24 protein-coding genes are annotated in these 18,155 nt (G+C 57.5%); 19 read left to right on the top strand and 5 right to left on the bottom strand.

Annotated features, from left to right (window positions below; genetic code table 11):
- Positions 1 to 83: 83 nt before the first annotated feature.
- From ACTJJ7_RS01145 to ACTJJ7_RS01155, 3 genes are all read right to left on the bottom strand, one after another.
- Positions 84 to 887, bottom strand: coding sequence for an anti-sigma factor family protein (locus ACTJJ7_RS01145; protein ID WP_245420987.1), 804 nt, complete (start codon positions 885 to 887; stop codon positions 84 to 86).
- Positions 884 to 1,495 (bottom strand): RNA polymerase sigma factor, encoded by a 612-nt coding sequence (locus tag ACTJJ7_RS01150; protein WP_105733132.1) that lies wholly within the window; start codon positions 1,493 to 1,495, stop codon positions 884 to 886. Before ACTJJ7_RS01150 ends, ACTJJ7_RS01145 begins: the two co-directional genes overlap by 4 nt.
- Before the next feature lie 63 nt (positions 1,496 to 1,558).
- Positions 1,559 to 2,125: a tetratricopeptide repeat protein gene (locus ACTJJ7_RS01155; protein WP_130269365.1), complete on the bottom strand. Its 567-nt coding sequence runs from the start codon at positions 2,123 to 2,125 to the stop codon at positions 1,559 to 1,561.
- Between the two features lie 221 nt (positions 2,126 to 2,346).
- Here ACTJJ7_RS01155 and ACTJJ7_RS01160 point away from each other — a divergent pair, with 221 nt between their 5' ends.
- Positions 2,347 to 3,360 carry a Tim44 domain-containing protein gene (locus tag ACTJJ7_RS01160; protein WP_440964890.1) on the top strand — a complete coding sequence of 338 codons (1,014 nt, stop codon included), beginning with the start codon at positions 2,347 to 2,349 and terminating at the stop codon, positions 3,358 to 3,360.
- Between the two features lie 82 nt (positions 3,361 to 3,442).
- On the opposite strand, the gene ACTJJ7_RS01165 is transcribed toward ACTJJ7_RS01160, so the two are convergent.
- The gene (locus tag ACTJJ7_RS01165; RefSeq protein WP_105732771.1) at positions 3,443 to 3,817 is read right to left on the bottom strand and encodes a COG4315 family predicted lipoprotein; all 375 of its coding nucleotides are present in this window, start codon (positions 3,815 to 3,817) and stop codon (positions 3,443 to 3,445) included.
- A gap of 295 nt (positions 3,818 to 4,112) precedes the next feature.
- On the opposite strand from ACTJJ7_RS01165, the gene ACTJJ7_RS01170 reads away from it, so the two are divergent.
- The 11 genes from ACTJJ7_RS01170 (at position 4,113) to ACTJJ7_RS01220 (ending at position 13,292) form a co-directional block, all read left to right on the top strand.
- Positions 4,113 to 4,769, top strand: coding sequence for a response regulator transcription factor (locus ACTJJ7_RS01170; RefSeq protein ID WP_105732770.1), 657 nt, complete (start codon positions 4,113 to 4,115; stop codon positions 4,767 to 4,769).
- Positions 4,766 to 6,142, top strand: coding sequence for a sensor histidine kinase (locus ACTJJ7_RS01175; RefSeq protein WP_440964892.1), 1,377 nt, complete (start codon positions 4,766 to 4,768; stop codon positions 6,140 to 6,142). The genes ACTJJ7_RS01170 and ACTJJ7_RS01175 overlap by 4 nt, the downstream gene beginning before the upstream one ends.
- A 123-nt stretch (positions 6,143 to 6,265) precedes the next feature.
- On the top strand, positions 6,266 to 6,949 hold the full coding sequence (locus ACTJJ7_RS01180; protein ID WP_130269368.1) for an MtnX-like HAD-IB family phosphatase: 684 nt from the start codon (positions 6,266 to 6,268) through the stop codon (positions 6,947 to 6,949).
- Positions 6,950 to 6,972: 23 nt separating this feature from the next.
- Positions 6,973 to 8,394: an aspartate aminotransferase family protein gene (locus tag ACTJJ7_RS01185; protein ID WP_105733131.1), complete on the top strand. Its 1,422-nt coding sequence runs from the start codon at positions 6,973 to 6,975 to the stop codon at positions 8,392 to 8,394.
- Between the two features lie 4 nt (positions 8,395 to 8,398).
- Positions 8,399 to 9,352, top strand: a complete 954-nt coding sequence (locus ACTJJ7_RS01190) for an arginase family protein (protein ID WP_440964894.1) — start codon at positions 8,399 to 8,401, stop codon at positions 9,350 to 9,352.
- Positions 9,349 to 9,702 (top strand): EamA family transporter, encoded by a 354-nt coding sequence (locus ACTJJ7_RS01195; protein WP_105732766.1) that lies wholly within the window; start codon positions 9,349 to 9,351, stop codon positions 9,700 to 9,702. Before ACTJJ7_RS01190 ends, ACTJJ7_RS01195 begins: the two co-directional genes overlap by 4 nt.
- The gene (locus tag ACTJJ7_RS01200; RefSeq protein WP_130269370.1) at positions 9,699 to 10,574 is read left to right on the top strand and encodes a fatty acid desaturase family protein; all 876 of its coding nucleotides are present in this window, start codon (positions 9,699 to 9,701) and stop codon (positions 10,572 to 10,574) included. The genes ACTJJ7_RS01195 and ACTJJ7_RS01200 overlap by 4 nt, the downstream gene beginning before the upstream one ends.
- The gene (locus ACTJJ7_RS01205) at positions 10,561 to 11,379 is read left to right on the top strand and encodes an alpha/beta hydrolase (protein ID WP_440964897.1); all 819 of its coding nucleotides are present in this window, start codon (positions 10,561 to 10,563) and stop codon (positions 11,377 to 11,379) included. Before ACTJJ7_RS01200 ends, ACTJJ7_RS01205 begins: the two co-directional genes overlap by 14 nt.
- A complete protein-coding gene (locus ACTJJ7_RS01210) occupies positions 11,360 to 12,538 on the top strand; it encodes a GNAT family N-acetyltransferase (RefSeq protein ID WP_440964899.1) in 1,179 nt (392 codons plus the stop codon). Before ACTJJ7_RS01205 ends, ACTJJ7_RS01210 begins: the two co-directional genes overlap by 20 nt.
- The gene (locus tag ACTJJ7_RS01215) at positions 12,535 to 12,951 is read left to right on the top strand and encodes an EamA family transporter (protein WP_105732763.1); all 417 of its coding nucleotides are present in this window, start codon (positions 12,535 to 12,537) and stop codon (positions 12,949 to 12,951) included. The genes ACTJJ7_RS01210 and ACTJJ7_RS01215 overlap by 4 nt, the downstream gene beginning before the upstream one ends.
- A 95-nt stretch (positions 12,952 to 13,046) precedes the next feature.
- Positions 13,047 to 13,292, top strand: coding sequence for a hypothetical protein (locus tag ACTJJ7_RS01220; RefSeq protein ID WP_105732762.1), 246 nt, complete (start codon positions 13,047 to 13,049; stop codon positions 13,290 to 13,292).
- Between the two features lie 4 nt (positions 13,293 to 13,296).
- On the opposite strand, the gene ACTJJ7_RS01225 is transcribed toward ACTJJ7_RS01220, so the two are convergent.
- Positions 13,297 to 13,836 (bottom strand): flavin reductase family protein, encoded by a 540-nt coding sequence (locus tag ACTJJ7_RS01225; RefSeq protein ID WP_105732761.1) that lies wholly within the window; start codon positions 13,834 to 13,836, stop codon positions 13,297 to 13,299.
- A 656-nt stretch (positions 13,837 to 14,492) separates the two neighbouring features.
- Between ACTJJ7_RS01225 and ACTJJ7_RS01230 the strand changes: the two genes are divergently transcribed.
- From ACTJJ7_RS01230 to ACTJJ7_RS01260, 7 genes are all read left to right on the top strand, one after another.
- On the top strand, positions 14,493 to 15,575 hold the full coding sequence (locus tag ACTJJ7_RS01230; RefSeq protein ID WP_440964902.1) for an alkene reductase: 1,083 nt from the start codon (positions 14,493 to 14,495) through the stop codon (positions 15,573 to 15,575).
- Positions 15,576 to 15,777: 202 nt separating this feature from the next.
- Positions 15,778 to 15,936, top strand: a complete 159-nt coding sequence (locus ACTJJ7_RS01235) for a hypothetical protein (RefSeq protein WP_158531246.1) — start codon at positions 15,778 to 15,780, stop codon at positions 15,934 to 15,936.
- Positions 15,937 to 16,138: 202 nt separating this feature from the next.
- A complete protein-coding gene (locus tag ACTJJ7_RS01240; RefSeq protein ID WP_105732759.1) occupies positions 16,139 to 16,321 on the top strand; it encodes a hypothetical protein in 183 nt (60 codons plus the stop codon).
- A gap of 134 nt (positions 16,322 to 16,455) precedes the next feature.
- Complete coding sequence (locus tag ACTJJ7_RS01245) at positions 16,456 to 16,818, top strand: putative quinol monooxygenase (protein WP_440964904.1); 363 nt, start codon at positions 16,456 to 16,458, stop codon at positions 16,816 to 16,818.
- Positions 16,819 to 16,939: 121 nt separating this feature from the next.
- Positions 16,940 to 17,179: a hypothetical protein gene (locus tag ACTJJ7_RS01250; RefSeq protein WP_105732757.1), complete on the top strand. Its 240-nt coding sequence runs from the start codon at positions 16,940 to 16,942 to the stop codon at positions 17,177 to 17,179.
- A gap of 84 nt (positions 17,180 to 17,263) precedes the next feature.
- Positions 17,264 to 17,581, top strand: a complete 318-nt coding sequence (locus ACTJJ7_RS01255; RefSeq protein ID WP_440964906.1) for a hypothetical protein — start codon at positions 17,264 to 17,266, stop codon at positions 17,579 to 17,581.
- 313 nt (positions 17,582 to 17,894) lie between these two features.
- Complete coding sequence (locus ACTJJ7_RS01260) at positions 17,895 to 18,140, top strand: hypothetical protein (protein ID WP_105732755.1); 246 nt, start codon at positions 17,895 to 17,897, stop codon at positions 18,138 to 18,140.
- Positions 18,141 to 18,155 lie beyond the last annotated feature (15 nt).

Consider the following 18,155-nt stretch of genomic DNA (forward strand, 5'->3'; position numbering starts at 1 on the left):
AGGATTACGCGAACCTGAAGCCAAAATGAAATGGAAACGGTTTCAGTGCCGCTCCTGAAGCACAATGCCATGGGGAAGCGAGGCTATATGGCCAGGCTCTGGCGAATCCTGTCGCTCATTGCCTTGATGGCATCCGGCGATTCGTGACCGATCAGCATGAAAGCGTGGGTATCGCTGGACCAGTACACGACATTCATCCCGTGGCGCCGTTCGGCATCGGCGGCTTTTGCGCCTTTGGAGGACTGGACGATACACAGCGCCAGCGGCGCCTGCGCCGCATCGAGATAGGTAATCTGCCCCAAAGCCCGGCCATCATAGGCCAGCATCTGGGCCCGTTTCAATGAAGCGCCGGGCAATTGCACCCGATCGGGCGTCAATGCAAGGCCAAGTTGCGATCCGACATCCCGCAATTGCGCGGACTGCAGTGCGGCATCGACTGGTCCGGTGCCGAGCGTATCCCGGGTGTAGAGTGACATGTACTGCGCGACCACCGCGCGCCAGTCACTGCCGTCCTGATCGCCGTGCAGGCCGGACTGGAGCCCGAGGAATGTGCGGTCGACGGCGACACCGACGGCAATGAAACCAATTGCCGCCGCCAGGAAACCCCGGCGATTCCAGCCATTGACCGGCGGCCTGACCGGCTCGGGCGGCGAAATGCCGGCCAGCATCGATTGCAGTTTTTCAGCGGGTGCCTTGTCAAGCAGCGGATCAAAGGCGTTTTTGAACGGCAGGTTGCTCGCGGCCAGGAAATGCAGCCGGTCAGCAACCGCCTCGTCGCTCCCGATCAAACCTTCGACCCGCCGGCGTGTATCCGCATCAAGCTCACCGTCGAGATAAGCCACCAGCATTTCATCGCTTGTCATCGCATTGTGGTTGGGATCGGTCATTGCGCGCTCCCCTCCTGCCTGCCCGGACCGGCGGATGCTGCGAGCTTCGCGCGTGCAGCTGCCAGCCGGCTCATGACCGTACCGATGGGAATGTCCAGGAGGTCGGCCACCTCGCGATAGGAAAGTTCCTCGACATAGGCGAGGAAAACCACGGTCCGCTGTGCCTCAGGCAGGGCCTGGACCTGCCGGAGAACCTGATTGGCGAAAACATGTGTCTCCGTATCGCGTTGCCCGTCAAAGACCAGGGTTTCATCGGCATCGACAAAGCCCTGCCCCATTCGCACGCGGCGCGACCGGACTTCGTTGAGCCAGATGGAATGAAGAATGGAAAACAGCCAGCGATCAAGCCGCGTGCCATGTGCAAACTGGTTTGCCCGCTCCAGCGCCCGCACGCAGGTCGCCTGCACCAGATCGTCGGCGACATCACGCTGGTGAGACAGCACGACCGCATAGCGCCAGAGCCGCGTGAGGTGCTGGGAAAGGCCCGCCCGGATTTCCTGCTCGTTTGCGATGGTCGCCTCCGCATCGGACCGGGCAACACGGTCCGATGACTGCTTGCTACGCTTTGACTGACTATAGGCAGGAACCGTTGGATATGCGACAGGCATGATGAATCCGCTCTGAATTGTCATGATTGTTCGCCGGTTCACTGGTTCGCGGCGCTCACTTCCTCACAGCTTGGATGGATTCTCGATGGCTTCCGCCAGATCGCGATATTCCTCGCAATCGGTTCCGCAGATACCCCTGATCTTGGCCAGCTGATCCTTGGCAAGATCGAGATGCCCCTTGATGACATAGGCTTCACCGAGATATTCGCGCACTTGGGCATATTGGGGATCAAGCTGTACAGCTTTCATGTAATAGCCGATCCCTTCATCCGTGCGCCCCAGCTTGCGGGTGGCATAGCCGCGGTAATTCAGGGCGACAGCGGTATTGGGATTCTTCAGCGTATCGAGAACGCCAAGCGCTTCTTCATACCGGCCGGCTTCGGCCAATGCGAAGGCATAATTCGTCAGATCGGAATCCGGAAGCAGGCTGCCCTGCTGCTTGACGCATTTTTGTGCTTTCGAGCTCCAGACTTCGCCCTTCGGGCAGGTCGGCGTTGAACTCGAATCGCCACCGCCACCACCGCCAGCCGCATATACTGGACCGGACATGACTGCACCCGCAAGGCACGCACCAAGCAGGACAACCGGATAGATCCGGCCAACGGACGGGAATTTTCCTATACTGAACATCACGTTTTCTCCTGAAGCAAAGGGACTGCGATGGGAGAACACGCCAGATATCCGCTTTATTCAGCGCATCGGGAAATTTTCTTTGAATTCCAATGATGGGAAAAACAAAAATCCACCCAAAATTGTCCAATTTGTTCCGGTCAGGACTTAAAATTGCCAGTGCTGCTTTCTATATGCGGGTGGCGCGCTCAAAATTGGCTGGGGCGTAACAGGAGAAATTTATGTCCGGTACTGCTTCCCGCATCATTCGCATCGCTGTGCTGCTTGTTCTGGCCTTGGCTGTCACGCTGAGTGCATTTGATATCGCCGACGCAAGGCGGGCGGGCGGCGGATTTGGCAGCCGCGGTACACGCACCTTCGACGCGCCTGCAACCACCCGGACAGCACCAGCGCCTGCCGCACCAATTGAACGGTCCATGACCCCGCGTCCGCAAACCAACCAGCCCTCGGCAATGCAACCGCAGGCGGCAGCGCCCCGCCCCGGCTTTTTCAGTGGTTTTGGCGGTTCCATGCTTGGCGGCCTGCTGGTCGGCGGCTTGATCGGCACATTGCTCGGTCACGGTTTCGGCGGCGGCTTCGGTTTCCTCGGCATGTTGCTGCAGATCGGTCTGGTGATCGGCGCGATCATGCTGGCCATGCGGTTTTTCGCCCAGCGCCGTCAGTCGCCTCTGGCCGCTTCCGGTCCGGCATCCGGCCAGGGTTTTGGCCGGCAGGCCGACCCATCCGCATCGCCGTCATTCCGTATTCCGGCCGTTGGAGCGGCGATGGGTTCCGGTTCTTCCCAGCCTTCCCAGAACGCGAGGCCGGCACAAGCCTCCGCCTCGACGGATGAGCTTGGCCTGACCCAGTCGGATCTCAATCAGTTCGAGCAGCTTCTGACCAAGGTGCAGACCGCCTACGGAACAGAGAATTATGCCGAACTGCGGTCCCTCACCACGCCGGAAGCCATGTCCTACCTGGCGGAAGAGCTTGGTGAGAATGCCACGAAGGGCGTGCGCAACAGCGTTTCCGACGTCAAGCTGCTTCAGGGCGATATCGCTGAATCGTGGCACGAAAACAATGCCGATTACGCCACCCTGGCCATGCACTATTCCAGCATCGATGCGATGCTCGACCGGACAACCGGCCGTCTTGTCGATGGCGACAACACCAGACCGACCGAAACCACCGAGGTGTGGACCTTCGTGCGCAAGGACGGCGCGGACTGGAAGCTGTCGGCCATTCAGGCGGCTTGATCCGTTCACTTGCCATGGATTTGAACAACGGCGCAGGAGCAAAGCTTCTGCGCCGTTGTTGATTCAGGGGATCGTTGCCGCTTTACTGTTTTACGACGTGCCAGACGCTGCCGACCCCGTCACCGCCTGTCTCGCCTTCCTTTGTGTCCTTGGCAAAGGTGTAGAGCGGCTTGCCATCATAGGCCCACATGTCCTTGCCATCGGCGGCTTTGACGAGCGACCACTTGCCCATCGCCTTCGCTTTGGCATCGGCATGGAAGGCCGGCCATTTCTTCAGGCAGTCCGCATCGCAATTGGATTTGCCCTTGGCATCCTTGTCGAAAGTATAGAGCGTCAGGCCCTTTTCGGTGGCAAGCACCTTTCCGGCCTTTGTTTCAACCGTCTTTGCCGGTTCGGCGGCAAATGCTGTCAGGGTCGTGGCAGCCAGAAGACTCATTGCAATCAGCAGTGTTTTCATCGAATTCACTCCCTCATCGGTTTGACCGGCGACATGCCAGCAATACCCATTTTACGCGAATATCGTCCGCGGTTCATGACGTTGCTGCCCATTCTGATCCTAAATGAGGCGCAAGAGAAGAAACGCGAACAATAATTGAGACGATTGGTAACGAAGCGAAAACAGCGTAATGATTGTCTCAATCCAGTGTAAGCTGAAAGCCGTCCGCCCGCAAAAAACCGAGATTCCATCCTATCTGCCACCCGTTGCCGCGTCCAAATGCTGTTTTTCAAACATTCAAACGATGATCTGAACAATGCGATTGCTGCTTATTGAAGATGACACCATGCTTGGCTCCTCTCTGAAGAAGGCGCTGGAAAAACATGCCTATGGTGTCGACTGGATGCAGGACGGGGAAACCGGGCTTGCCGCCATGCAGGATTCGAGTTTCGCGGTTGTTGTTCTTGACGTCAATCTGCCCAAGATGAGCGGACTTGAGGTGCTCAGGGCAACCCGGCGCGACAAAAATCTTGTCCCCATTCTGCTTTTGACCGCCCGCGATACCCCGCTGCACAAGGTGGAAGGTCTCGACAGCGGCGCGGATGACTATCTGGTGAAGCCATTTGATCTCGATGAACTGCTTGCCCGCCTGCGCGCCCTGGTTCGCCGCAGCGAGGGCCGTGTCGACACGATCCTGAAATGCGCCGATGTCGAAGTCGATCCGGCGGCCAAGGTCGTGCGCAAGGCGTCAAACCAGGTGATGATGACGGCCAAGGAATTTCAGCTGTTGAAACTTCTGATGGAACGCGCCGGCAAATACGTCACAAAAAGCGATATTGAATATGCGCTGTACAGCGCCGAGAGCGCCGTTGAGAGCAACACAACCGAAGTGACGATCTACAATCTGCGCAAGAAGCTTGGCAGCGATTTCATCAAATCCATCCGGGGTGTGGGTTACATGGTGGACGCATGAGCAGAGCCACCCTTACCCGCAATCTGTTCTTTCGCGTCACGCCAACCATCCTCATCACCATGGCGATCATTGGCGGCTTTGCCTTCAACAGCGCCACGCGCGAAATCAATAATGTCTACGATGCACAATTGATAAATGATGCCAATGTGTTGTGGATGCTTCTTCACAATCAGTTTGAGGAAACGGGAGACGCGCCGCCCAAGCAGATCGCCGATATCGATTTGAGCATGGGCAACCAGCTGGCGCTGAACGAAGATGCGGACGACTACGCGGACGCCCACATGTTCCGGGCGTGGAAGGACAACAAGATCGTGCTTTTCTCCGGATCGACGTTTCCGGCAGAAATACCGCTGCAGCGCGCCGGGTTCACCAATGTCCCTTATGACAGCGAACTCTGGCGCATTTACTCCCTGCCGATCCCCGAAACGCGTGTTGTGATCGAAGTGGCGGAAAAGGTCGCCATGCGCCAGACGCTGGTGTCGAACATCCTGCTCAACCTGATCTTCCCGCTGCTGATCGTCATCCCGCTGATCGCGCTGCTGATATGGTTCGGCATCAACAGCGGCCTTGGCACCATCCGCATGCTGGTGCAGCAGATCCGCAGCCGCTCTCCCGATGATCTCTCGGCCATTCCCGTCGACACGCTGCCGCGGGACCTCTCGCCTCTCGGCCGCTCGATCAACCAGTTGCTCGAGGATCTCGACGACTCACTCAAGGCTGAACGGCGCTTTGCCGATCATGCCGCCCATCAGTTGCGCACGCCGCAGGCCGCATTGAAGCTTCTGCTGCAGATGCTGGCCCAGGCGGACAATGAGAAGGAGCGGCAGGCCATCATCGCCGACCTCATCATCAGCAATGAAAGGGCCACCTATCTCATCGAGCAGTTGCTGCGCGCCGCCCGCGTCGGGCATCAGCCCATGCAACTGCAGGCCGTGCCGCTGTACAGCACCGTGGCATCCGTCGTTGCCGAAATGGGCAATCTGATAACGGCAAAACAGCTGGACATGTCGCTCGACGGCGACGAAAAGGCGCTGGTGCGGGCCGATGAACCGCTGCTACGCCTGATGGTCAGCAACCTCATCGAAAATGCGGTCAAATATACGCCCGCCTCCGGCCGGATACGCGTGGCGATCACTGTGGCCAACAATTACTGGCGCTTGTCCATATCAGACAGCGGTCCGGGTATCGCAGAACACCACCGCGAGGCCGTCTTCCAGCGATTCTACCGCGTCGACACGCCGCAAATCGAAGGAACCGGTCTGGGCTTGACCATCGTTGCCGATATCGTCAAGCGCCTGTCGGGCACGATTGCATTGAAGTCCCCGGCCTCCGGCAACGGCCTCCTTGTGGAAGTGCTTCTGCCAAAAGCATAATTTCGCTTGCACACGAATGCACTGATCGCCCTCCATCGATTTCAGTTTGGCATCATCTTCGCATAATTTAGCGATCATCCATCGATGCTAGAAGCTCCTCACATTCGCACGAGGAGTGTCTGCATGCATGTATTTTGTGATTTTGACGGGACCATTTCGCTTGAGGACGCGACCGATTTCATTCTTGAACGATTAGCCAGCCCGGCCTGGGAAGACATCGAACAGCAATGGAAGCAGGGCCTCATTGGTTCCGCCGAATGCATGGCACGTCAGATTGCCTTGATCGAAGCCACTCGCCAGGAACTGGATGGTGCGCTCGACGACATCGCCATCGACCCCACCTTCCCTGCCTTTATCGATTTCTGCTGGGCACAGGGCATACCGGTCACGATCATCAGCGACGGTGTCGATTATTTCATCAAGCGCATCCTTGCCCGGCACAACCTCGACTATCTCCCGGTCATCGCCAACAAGCTGACGATCTCCGGCGTGAATGGCCACACCCGCTATGAACTCAGTTCGCCTTACAGCGATATCGATTGTTCGTCGGCCGCCGGCGTGTGCAAGTGCCGTTCGGTCGAGGCCTTCGATACGCGGGTCTATATCGGCGACGGCCGTTCCGATTTCTGTGTCTCCGACAAGCCGGAACTGGTGTTCGCCAAGGACAAGCTGGCCGAGTTCTGCACGCAGCAGGCCATTCCGTTCGTCAGCTACGAAAACTTTTCCGACCTTACCCAGAGCCTGAAGAATGCGCTCCCCGGCTTCAACCGCCATCACGAGAGCGCTCCCCGTTACGCCACGGCGTAAAAATGCAACAGAAGAGAATCTTCATGAAAACCAACCTTGCCATCGAGCAGAATGACAATGCTGCCCTCCCGCAGATATCCGAAGCCGAACTTCGCGCCCTTGAGCAGGAATATTGCTCGCATGGCGATACGGTTCATTATACCGACCATCCGATGTTCTTCGACCGGTGCGAAGGCTCCTACGTCTATGACGCCAAGGACACCCCGTTCCTCGACCTGCAGATGTGGTATTCGGCGGTCAATTTCGGTTACCGCAATGCGCGCCTGAATGCTGCCGCGCATCGCCAGCTGGACACGCTTCCCCAGGTTGCCTCGCAGTATCTGCATCGCGAAAAGGTGGAATTGGCCGCCATGATCGCCAAGGATGCCGAGCGCAAGTTCGGTGCCAAGGGTCGCGTCCATTTCAACGTCGGCGGTTCGCAGGCCGTTGAAGACTCGCTCAAGCTGGTTCGCAACTATACCGGCGGCAAGAGCCTGATGTTCGCGTTCGAGGGCGGTTATCACGGCCGCACGCTCGGCGCCTCGGCCATTACCTCGAGCTATCGCTACCGCCGCCGCTATGGTCATTTCGGCGACCGCGCCCAGTTCATCGAATTCCCCTATCACTTCCGCGGCCCCAAGGGCATGAGCAAGGAAGAATACGGTCATTACTGCGTTCAGAAATTCGCCCGCCTGTTCGAAAGCGAATATAATGGCGTGTGGGATCCCAAGACCGGCAAGGCCGAATATGCCGCATTCTATGTCGAGCCGATCCAGGGCACCGGCGGCTATGTCATCCCGCCGATGAACTTCTTCAAGGAACTCAAGAAGGTCCTCGATGATCATGGCATTCTGCTCGTGGTCGACGAAATCCAGATGGGCGTCTACCGCACGGGCAAGCTGTGGTCGATCGAGCATTTCGGCGTGACACCCGACGCACTCGTGTTCGGCAAGGCGATCACCAACGGCCTCAACCCGCTGTCCGGCGTCTGGGCCAAGGAAGAAATGATCAACCCCGGCATTTTCCCGCCCGGCTCGACCCATTCGACCTTCGCCAGCAACCCGATGGGCACCGCCGTCGCGCTCGAAACCATGAAAATGCTCGAAGAAGAAGACTTCGGTGCAGCCGTCATGGAAAAGGGTGCCTATTTCCTTGATGGTCTGAAGGAGCTGCAGAAGCGTCATCCCACCATCGGCGACGTGGACGGCCTCGGCCTCGCCCTGCGTGTCGAAATCTGCAAGGAAGACGGCTTCACACCGGACAAGGCAACGCTCGACTGGATGGCCGATGAAGGCATGAAGGGCGATCTTGTTGTCGGCAACAAAAAGTACGGTCTCGTGCTCGATGTTGGCGGCTACTACAAGAACGTCATCACCTTGGCACCAAACCTGCTGATTACCCGCGAGGAAATCGATCTGGCTCTCAACCTGCTCGATCAGCTTTTCGTACGCGCCGCCAAGAGATAATCGGATGCAACTCCTCCTTCTTCACCTTGATGATGCGCTGGAGTTGCAACCCGACTTCGTGCGCGCCTGTATGCGAACGGGCGCGCGCCAGATTCACGCGGAAGACCACGGCCAGGTGGTCCGCCTGTGGGGCAACCAGACGGCAATCGACGCCCTTGCCGGAAGTCTTTCCCGGCAAATGGTCGGTGACCAGAAGAAGCCGCATCTGTGTTTCATGGGATCGGGTGATTTTCACCACGTCACCGCCCTTCTCGTCGCAAACGCCCTTGAAAACCATCCGGGCCCGGCAACGCTCATTCACTTCGACAATCACCCCGATTGGGTGCATTTCGGCAATGGCATGCATTGCGGTTCGTGGATCAACCGCGCGTTGCAGCATCCAGGCCTTGAAAAGATCGTGACAATCGGCGTGTGCAGCGACGATCTGACCAATCCCGAACGCAAGGGCGCCAACCTGTCCCTGCTGCAGCAGGGACAGCTCGAACTCTACCCCTACAGTCATGCGCCAAGCCGGGTGCGCAAGAACTATGGCAACGGTGCCAGCTATGAGCAGAAAAACGGCGTCTTGAGCTGGAAGACGATTTCGGACATCGGTGAAGACAATTTCATCGACCAGCTGTTGTCGCGCATCACCACCGACGCGGTGTATCTTACCATCGACAAGGACGTGCTGGTTCACGATGATGCCATCACCAACTGGGACCAGGGGCGCATGCGCCTGCCCTATGTGCTGTCGCTGATCACCGAGATCAGCAAGCGCCACCGGATTATCGGCGCCGACGTGACCGGCGACTATTCAACGCCGTCCTATGCGGGGAATTTGTGGACGCGCTTCACCAAGCGCGCGGAAATCTTCATCGACCAGCCGCACGCGACGCCCGATCCGGTCCTTACAACCAATATCAACAGCGCCGCCAATCATGCGTTGCTGGAAGTCCTGTCGGAGGCCATGGCATGACCGGCACCCTCACCCCCGCCATGCTGGCCCTGATCGCGTTCTGCGTGCTGACGGAGACCGCACGGGAAGTCTGCTTCAAACATTCCGCCGACAATGAAACCCTGTCGGCAGCCCTGGTCAAACCCATGACCTGGCTCGGCGTCTTTTTCTGGGCTCTCGAACTCATCGGCTGGACGGTCGTGCTCGAACACGTGCCGCTGTCGATTGCCTTTCCGCTCATGGCCTTGAGTTATGTCGTCATCGTGCTCGCCGGAGCATGGATATTCAAAGAACAAATCAACCTTCGCCACGCAGCCGGTGTGCTGTTCATCACAGCCGGCGTGGCCTGTGTAGGAGCAACAGGATTATGAAACTCTTCGCTCATACAAGGTGGGACATTGCGCCCGTTCTGGCAGCCATCGCTCACCTTCTCTTCAATGTCTATCTGATCGCCGGTTTCGAGAGCCGGCCTCTATGGCTGTCGCTCGTCCTCGGCGGGTTCTACGCGGTATCGATCTCGTGGAACATCAACAGCATTTCGCACAACTTCATCCACACGCCCTACTTCAAGCCGCGCGCGATGAACTACGCCTTCAGCCTGCTGGAATCGATCACAATCGGCTTCTCGCAGACCTACTACCATTGGATTCACATGCGTCATCACTCGGGCAACAGCGACCGCCCGAACGAAAAGGGTGAAACCATCGACTGGCTGTCGATTTACCGCCATGGCAAGAATGGCGAACCGGAGAACGTATGGAGCTATACGTTCCTGAGCTTCTTCCGCGACAGCCTCGGCGATATTCACAAGGCCATTGCCAAGAACCGCCCGTTTGACGCCAAATGGGGCCGTTTCGAACTCTACGCCTTCCTGGGGCTGGCGGCGATCGGCTTCCTCTATGACTGGAAGGCGATGCTGTTCTTCATTCCCTTCTATTATCTGGGGAACTGCCTCTCCTCGCTCAACGGCTATTACGAGCACCTCAATGGCGATCCGGAAGAACCCATCGCCTGGGGAGTCAGCAGCCATAACCGCTTCTACAACTGGTTGTGGTTCGGCAACGGCTACCATGCCGAGCACCACTATCGCCCGAAGACCCATTGGACCGAACTGCGCAACTTCCACGAAAAGATCAAGGAAGATCAGGACAAGGCGGGCGTTCACGTCATCAGCACCTGCCACGCGCTGGGCTTCATGGCCAAGGAAAACAGAAACCCGGATATGATCGATGCAGATGTCTGATGGATTGAGCTATTTCCTCGAAGGCTCGAATGGCAAAGGTGTATTGCTTGTTCACGGACTGACGGGTGCCCCGGCAGAAATGAAGATGCTGGCGCGGCAGCTGAATCGCAAGGGATACAGCGTCTATGCTCCGCTTCTGGCGGGGCATGGCGTTGACATGGCGACATTGACGCAAACGCGCTGGCAGGATTGGCTGCACAGCGTCGAGGAAGCGACGGAAAAATTCGCGCCCTACAATGACGAGACGTTCGCAGCCGGTATCTGCATCGGCGGTAAATTGTCGATGATGGCGGCGCACCGCAAACCGAACAGCCTCAAGGCCGTGGCGATCTATTCGCCCTGCTTCCATTATGACGGCTGGAACGTGCCGCACTACTACTGGCTGTTGTCGCCCTTTATCGAACTCCTGTCATATATCCCATCCATTGCCCGGCTGAATTTCAGCGAAACATCGGCGCTGGGGATCAAGGATGAACGCATCCGCCGCATGATGGAAAGCATGGAAGCGGAAGGCGTCATCGACAAATTCCCCGGCAAGGGCATCGTCGAGATGTATCGTCTGGGCAAGGAGTTGAAGAAGAACCTGCCGCAGATGCAGACACCGACCCTGATCCTGCATGCGACGGAAGACGATCTGAGCAGCCCGAAACATGCCCGCTACATCAGCCGCCACATCGGCGGGCCGCATGAGTTGAAATGGATCGAAGACAGCTACCATATGATCCACGTGGACCGGCAGCGTCAAAAGGTTGGCGACTACACGGCGGAATTCTTTGAGGCAAACAATGCACCAGCCTATGCATGATCAGTTTCTGCCTCAAACGGCCGCATCGCCTGCAATCGCAGCGGTGGCGCAGACGCGCGTGTTCGATTCCATCCGCGACATCGGCCGCGACGCATGGAACAAGTGCTTTGCCGGGGAAGTCGAGGATTATGACTGCCTGCTCGCCATTGAAGAGGCCGGTATTGCCGGTTTTGCCTTCCGCTATGTCACGGTCGTCGAAAACGGCCGACTGCTGGCGGCCATGCCCGCCTTCCTGACCGACTATCAGCTGGATACGACATTGGAAGAAGGCCGCCTGCGCCAGATTCTGCGCCGCATACGGCAAACCTATGCGCGCTTCCTGACACTGAAGCTCGCCTGCCTTGGCTCCCCATGCACCGAAAACGGCGTTACGGGTTTTCATCCCGATCTGCCCGAACCGCGCAAGGCGGAGCTGTTTTCGCTGTTATTGTCGGGGTTTGAACGGTACGCCAAGGCCAATGGCTGTTCGCTGATGGGCATCAAGGATGTGCCGGAGCCAACCACCGCGGCCTTTGGCGCTGTCTTCTCAGACCGCGCCTTCGCGGGCATCCCCGGATTGCCAACGGCGTGGCTCGACATCAATTTCGATTCCATCGACACCTATATGTCGCGCCTTTCCTCCGGCACCCGCAAGGATATGCGCCGCAAGATGAAGTCTTTCGAAAAGATCCGGATCGAGAACCGGTCTGACTTCGGAACGATGCTGCCGCAGGTCATGGCGCTCTACCATGACACGCGCAACCGCAGTGAATGGCAGTTCGAAGAACTGACCGCAGATTATTTCGACGGCGTCCTGCGTCACATGCAGGGACGCTCGTTCTGTACCTTCTACTACGCCGGTGACCAGCTTCTGGCCGCCAATCTGCTCGTGCATGACGGCAACACGCTGATCGACAAGTTTTTTTGCATGAACAGCGCAGAGGGCCGCGCCTACAACCTGTATTACCTGAGCTGGTTCACCAATCTGCGCCATTGCCTCGAACATGGGATGACCCGCTATCAGAGCGGGCAGGCCTATTACGAAAACAAGATTCGCCTTGGCAGCCAGTTGACGCGCAACACCATGTATTTCAAACACCGCAATCCGGTTGTCCAATGGGCGTTGCGGCTGGCTTCGCCGCTGTTTGCCGCGGATGAAACGCTGAAGGACAGCGCATGAAGCCGATCAATCTCGTCTGGTTCGCCATTCCCCTCTTCAACACGCTGTTTCAGGTTTTCATCAAGCTTGCGGCGGAACAGATGACCGGGCTCGGCTTCAATATGACCTGGCTGATTCACGCCGCCACGTCGCCGTGGATGCTGGCCGCCATTGCTGCCGAAGTCATCTGCTTCATTTTCTGGCTGCAGGCGCTGGCCCAGCTTGACCTGAGCAAGGCATTTCCGCTGACCGGCATCAGCTATGTGATGGTCCTGGCGACCAGCTGGCTGATTTTCCAGGAAGATATCACGCCGCTGCAGATTGTCGGCAGCACGCTGATTCTGATCGGGGTCTGGCTGATTGGAACGGCATCGGGGGAGCGAAAGGACACGGAACCGTCACTCTCTGGCGCTATACCCCACAAATCGCGTTAGGCAGATGATGGTGCTGCCATGACATTTGACTGTGTGCCCTCATTTCGATGTAATCTGCCATGACAAGACCGCATGCACGACAAAGGTCAGGACCTATGGACCGCTACGAAACTTTTGCAACCTGGATCTTTATCGCATTTGGCGTGCTGGTCCTCGCCGGATTGATGGCGTTCTCGATCACCAGCAATGACCAGCCGGCATTTCTGTTTGCGCTCGGCGCGTCCTGCACCGGGTTTTTTCTCGGCTTTGCCGTCGTTTTCAACCAGCCCAAACTGTACGGCTTGATTCTCCTGGCCACGATTGTCCTCGTGGGCTGCTCAATTGCAGCGATTATAAACTGACGAATTATTTGGCTGGCTGGGTGATGCGCCGGTAGGCGCCATGCCAGTAGAGCAGCGGTTCGGCGTTGCGGCGCAACGTAACGGCGCGCACCCGGCCGATCAGAATGCCATGCGAATGCCGCTCGATCGCATCGTCGAGTTCACAGTCAAGCACCGTCAGGGCATTCTTCAGCGCGAGTGTTCCCGTGGCCAGTTCCTGCCACTCCGCGTCCAGGTAGCGGTCTATCCCCTTGCGGCCACCGCGCCCGGCAAAACTGTCGGCCACGTGCTGTTGATCATGGGCAAGCACATTGACGCAGAAGCTGCCATGGCGCTGCAGGACCGGCCAGGATGACGAATCCCGGTTGAGGCTGACAATCACCGAAGGCGGATCGATGGCCAGCGACGACACGGAAGTGGCGGTAAACCCGGTGCGGTCGTTGCCGCGCCCGACAGTGACAACACTCACGGCGCCCGCAAGGTGGCGCATGGAATCCTTGAACAAGTCAGCTTCCACGGTCAATTCATGCTGGGCGGCACGCGCCCCGGTCTGAAAGACGGACATTTTTTCCTCATTCATTGGATCATCTTGGGGAATCACCCTGGGGATCATTCTGGCAGGCAGGTCGTTCGATCGGACGGCCATTCACCCCCGCATTGCAGCACATACGTATAGCGCCAAACCAGATTGTACTTTGCTCAACCTGCGACCATTCAGCAATTTTGTTTTGCGTTTTTTGGCTATTTCGAGAAACCAAATCCAAAACATCGGCAATGACGACCGCAGAGAGGAAGATTGGCGCAGGCGCGGCGCGTCGGAACGGCACGCGGGTGAGTCTCCGGAATCGGTGCCGGTCCGCCCGGCGGACCGCAGCGCTGTTTGCCCCAGCACCATGAAAACCCACAAGACAGGGAATTTCTTTCCAGTCATTGGCATTTCAAGACAAAATCATACCTCTAGGTCCACCAAAATAGTAATCTCTATCGTGTTAATCGTCTATCGAATGCCTGATGATGGAACCCACCAGCACAGAGAGACCGAACCCAATGGCGTCCACCGACTATACAGCCGCGCGCGCAGCGCCAGATCAGCCATTCCGGCGTCTCTTCAAAGACAAGGACCGTGTAACTGTCGCGGCCGTTTTCACGGTTGCCTTTGCATTCCATCTGGCCGCGTTGTTCAATCTCCTGCCTGCATGATCCGGAAAAGCCGACGATCCCATGACTTCGCTGTTCTCTCCGCTGACAATCGGTGACCTCGCGCTTCCCAGCCGCATCGTCATGGCCCCCATGACGCGCCACCGCGCCCTGCACGGCAAAATACCCGGCCATCTCAACGCCCTCCATTATGCACAGCGCGCCAGCGCCGGGCTTGTCATCACGGAGTCGACGGAAATCGATCCGCACAGCAGCATCGATGTGCCAACCCGTCCCGGGCTCTTCAATGACGAACAGCAGGCCGGCTGGCGCCTGGTAACCGGCGCCGTGCACGCCGCGGGCGGGCGGATCTTTGTCCAGTTGTCACATATGGGAAGAACCGCGCTTCCCTCGCAATTGCGCGATGGCCGCTGGCCTGTCGGCCCCTCGGCCCTCGCAGCTGCCGGCAAGGTATATACGGCGAACGGTCCCGAACCCTATGCCGAACCGCAGGCGCTCACGCCCGCAGGCATCGCCGGAATCGTCGCCGAATTTGCCAATGCGGCGGCGCGTGCCAAAAATGCCGGGTTCGACGGCATCGAAATTCATGGCGCCAATGGCTATCTCGTCGATCAGTTTCTGCGCGACGGCAGCAATATCCGCAGCGATGACTATGGCGGCACGGTGGAAAACCGCTTCCGCTTCCTGCGTGAAATCATCGGCGCGGTGAAGGCATATTGGCCAGCGGGCCGCATCGGCGTTCGGGTTTCGCCAACCAATCCCTTTCAGGGCATGAGCGACAGCGATCCGGTTGCGCATTTTGCCGCGATTGCCGCCCTGCTCCAGCCTCTCGGCCTGGCCTATCTGCATGTGGTGGCTCCCGCCATCGTGCCGGAAGGCCAAGCCGACGTTGCGCCAGCCATTCGTGCCGCATTTCATGGTCCGCTGATTGTTGCCGGCGGCTACAGACGCGAACACGCCGAAGCCGTGCTGGCTGGCGGCGGCGCCGATCTGGTTGCCTTCGGCGAAGCGTTCATCGCCAATCCGGATCTTCCGCAGCGCTGGCGCAGCAATGCGCCGCTCAATGCGGCTGACAAATCGACATTCTATACCACCGATGCCAAGGGCTATACGGATTATCCGAGCCTTGAACTTGTGGACGAGTGAAAGCGCCCGCCACGCGTTCAACACCTGCCAGAATATTTTGCCTCGTGTGGAACCATTCACCGGCTGAAGCATTATGCGGGTACTGGTCCCCCAACCAGTCTTGGCTTTCCCCCACAAGCCAACACAGCCCAGTCCTCATACCCCTTGAGGATTGGGCTTTTTTCATTAGCATTGCACTCATACAACCGAAACGGAGGAAGCAATGTCCATTGATAGCGCCAAACAAGCCATCGAGACTGCAATCCATCGCGGAGATTTCAAAAGCATGGGGGTTGCCGTCTTCAAGGCAATCAATGCCTTGGAGGAGCGCATCCGGGAAATGGAGGAAGAGATCGCCCGGCTGAAAGCAAAAGTGAACTGACCTCGGGCCATTCTTTCTTTGAATTGAAAGCTGGCTATGTTAGGATTTTGGCAAGTTGAGTGTAGCGGTACCTTGAGCCTGCGCCGCACTGAAACGATGTGTGATATTTTTATCCAGAGTCCAGTTTGTTAGAGCCAAATCAAGCCTCAACCCGTGAAACCCCTTCCGTTTAGGCAGGGGTTTTGCTTGTGAGGAGGACACCATGAAAATCGTTCTCACGATTGTCGCGCTGCTTCTGATGGTCATGGGCGCCATCTGGGCATTGCAGGGCCTGAGTATTCTCGGCGGCAGCTTTATGGTCGGCCAGACGCGCTGGCTTTACATCGGCCTCGTCACAATCGTGATCGGCGCCGTCCTTCTGGTGTTTGCCGCCGTGCGCCGATAGCAGGCAAACCTCCGCCATTTCCCGTATCCGTTTCCTCCAAATCCAGACTTTACAATACCTTGGCCATGCTTCTGTCTGGATTTGTCAGGAGGCCGCTGATAGAACGGCAGAATGAACGCGGGAGGCGAAGTTTCATGACCGAACTGACAATTATCGTAGAATTCGAGACCCATGAGGGTCGCGAAGAGGAATTCATCGCGATCATTCGCGAGCATGCGCGCAAAACACTGGATGAGGAACCGGGCTGCCTGCGGTTCGAGGTCATCAAACCCATTGCGCGGGACGGCACCTCTATTGCCAACAAGGTCATGGTCAACGAACTCTATGCCAATGAAGCGGCGGTTACCGCCCACGAAAACAATCCCCGCATGGCGAAAGTGCGTGCCGCCAATGCACCATTGCTCAAATCCAGCCGGCTGATCCTGGCCAAGTCGCTGAGCCCAAGACCGGCCGACGGCATGACCACCATGGAACTGAACGCCAGCAATGATGATTAATGGGTATTGACCCTCAGGAGCTTTGCCTAACGTCGAATGTCGCTGGGCATCGAAATATGCCATGAAGAATTCCAGCACTTTTCCATTCTCTGTCGCGACTGCGGTTGCAAGAAGGTTTCCTGTGAAAAACAAACTGGCATTGGCCATGCTTTTGCCCTGTCTTTTGACCATCAGCAATTGCGGTGCCATGCGCTGGATGGACGAGACCTCGAAATCGTCAGGTTCAACCGGTTGTGCCGGCTGGAACAAGATCCGCATCAAACCCGAGACAGCCGTCTATCTCGCCCGCAATGATTTCTCGGCCGGGATAGATATCGATTCCCACAATCTCAATGGACAATCGCACGGCTGCTGGAACTGATAGCTCCGCCGAACGGGCTCTCTTCTGGAACCAAATGCTGCCGCCACCGTTATTCCCCCTGCATAAGATGAAAGGAATTCCGGAATGGCAACGAATCTATCCAAAGCCCGTGACGCAGCTGAAGGCGATCTGGAAAGCCAGATCGCCGCATTGCGCAAGGAGCTTTCAGGGATAACCCAGTCCCTGTCCGACCAGGGTTATGACCTGCTTGACCAGGCTGGCACGACCTACGATACCGTCAGGCGGCATGGCCGCAAGGCGGCGCGTTTCGTCGGTGACGAAGCGCAGCTTGTCGCTGACAAGGCCAAGGAAAATCCTTTGATCACGGTTGCCGTCATCTCCGCCATTGCCGGGATCGGTTTGCTGGCTGGTTTGAGTGCCTATGGCCGCAAACCGCTCTAAACTGCCCTGCCCTTGAAATGGGTGATGCAGGCACCCATATGAGGTACAGAAATTCGGCTCCATCTTTGACCACGGATGTACTGGCACTGGTGTTGAGCTGAATTCGGAAAGGTCGGGAATTCCCGGCCTTTTTTATTGTCTTTTTGCATCAGCCGCGTCCTTATGGCGAGACTTTAGCGCGTCATCTGTTGCACCCGTGGGACGGAACATCTATGAAAGACAGGAATACAGCCTTGATCGGGTTGGATGAGGTTTTACATTGAGACGGAGCCCCTTTGATTCCACGATGGGGTGTTGAGAGCGAGCTGCCTGAATGGACAATTTCGAGAAATACGCACTGGCTTTGATGGTCGTATTCGGTGCCCTTATCATTGGCGGCCTCATGGCTGTCCATATTGCATGGGTCCATAAAGCTGGATTTCTCTACGCGTTGGCCGCTGCCATTGTTGTCTGGGCAGCCGGATTCGCCGTCCTGTTCGACAAGCCGCGCGTCTATGGTTTCCTGCTGCTTGTGGCGGCTGCTTTCATCACGGCATCGATCGTCGTTCTGGTTCGCTGATCGCGCCTGGCCCGA

The organism is Phyllobacterium sp. 22229 (genome assembly GCF_052056495.1).
Lineage (GTDB): Bacteria > Pseudomonadota > Alphaproteobacteria > Rhizobiales > Rhizobiaceae > Phyllobacterium > Phyllobacterium myrsinacearum.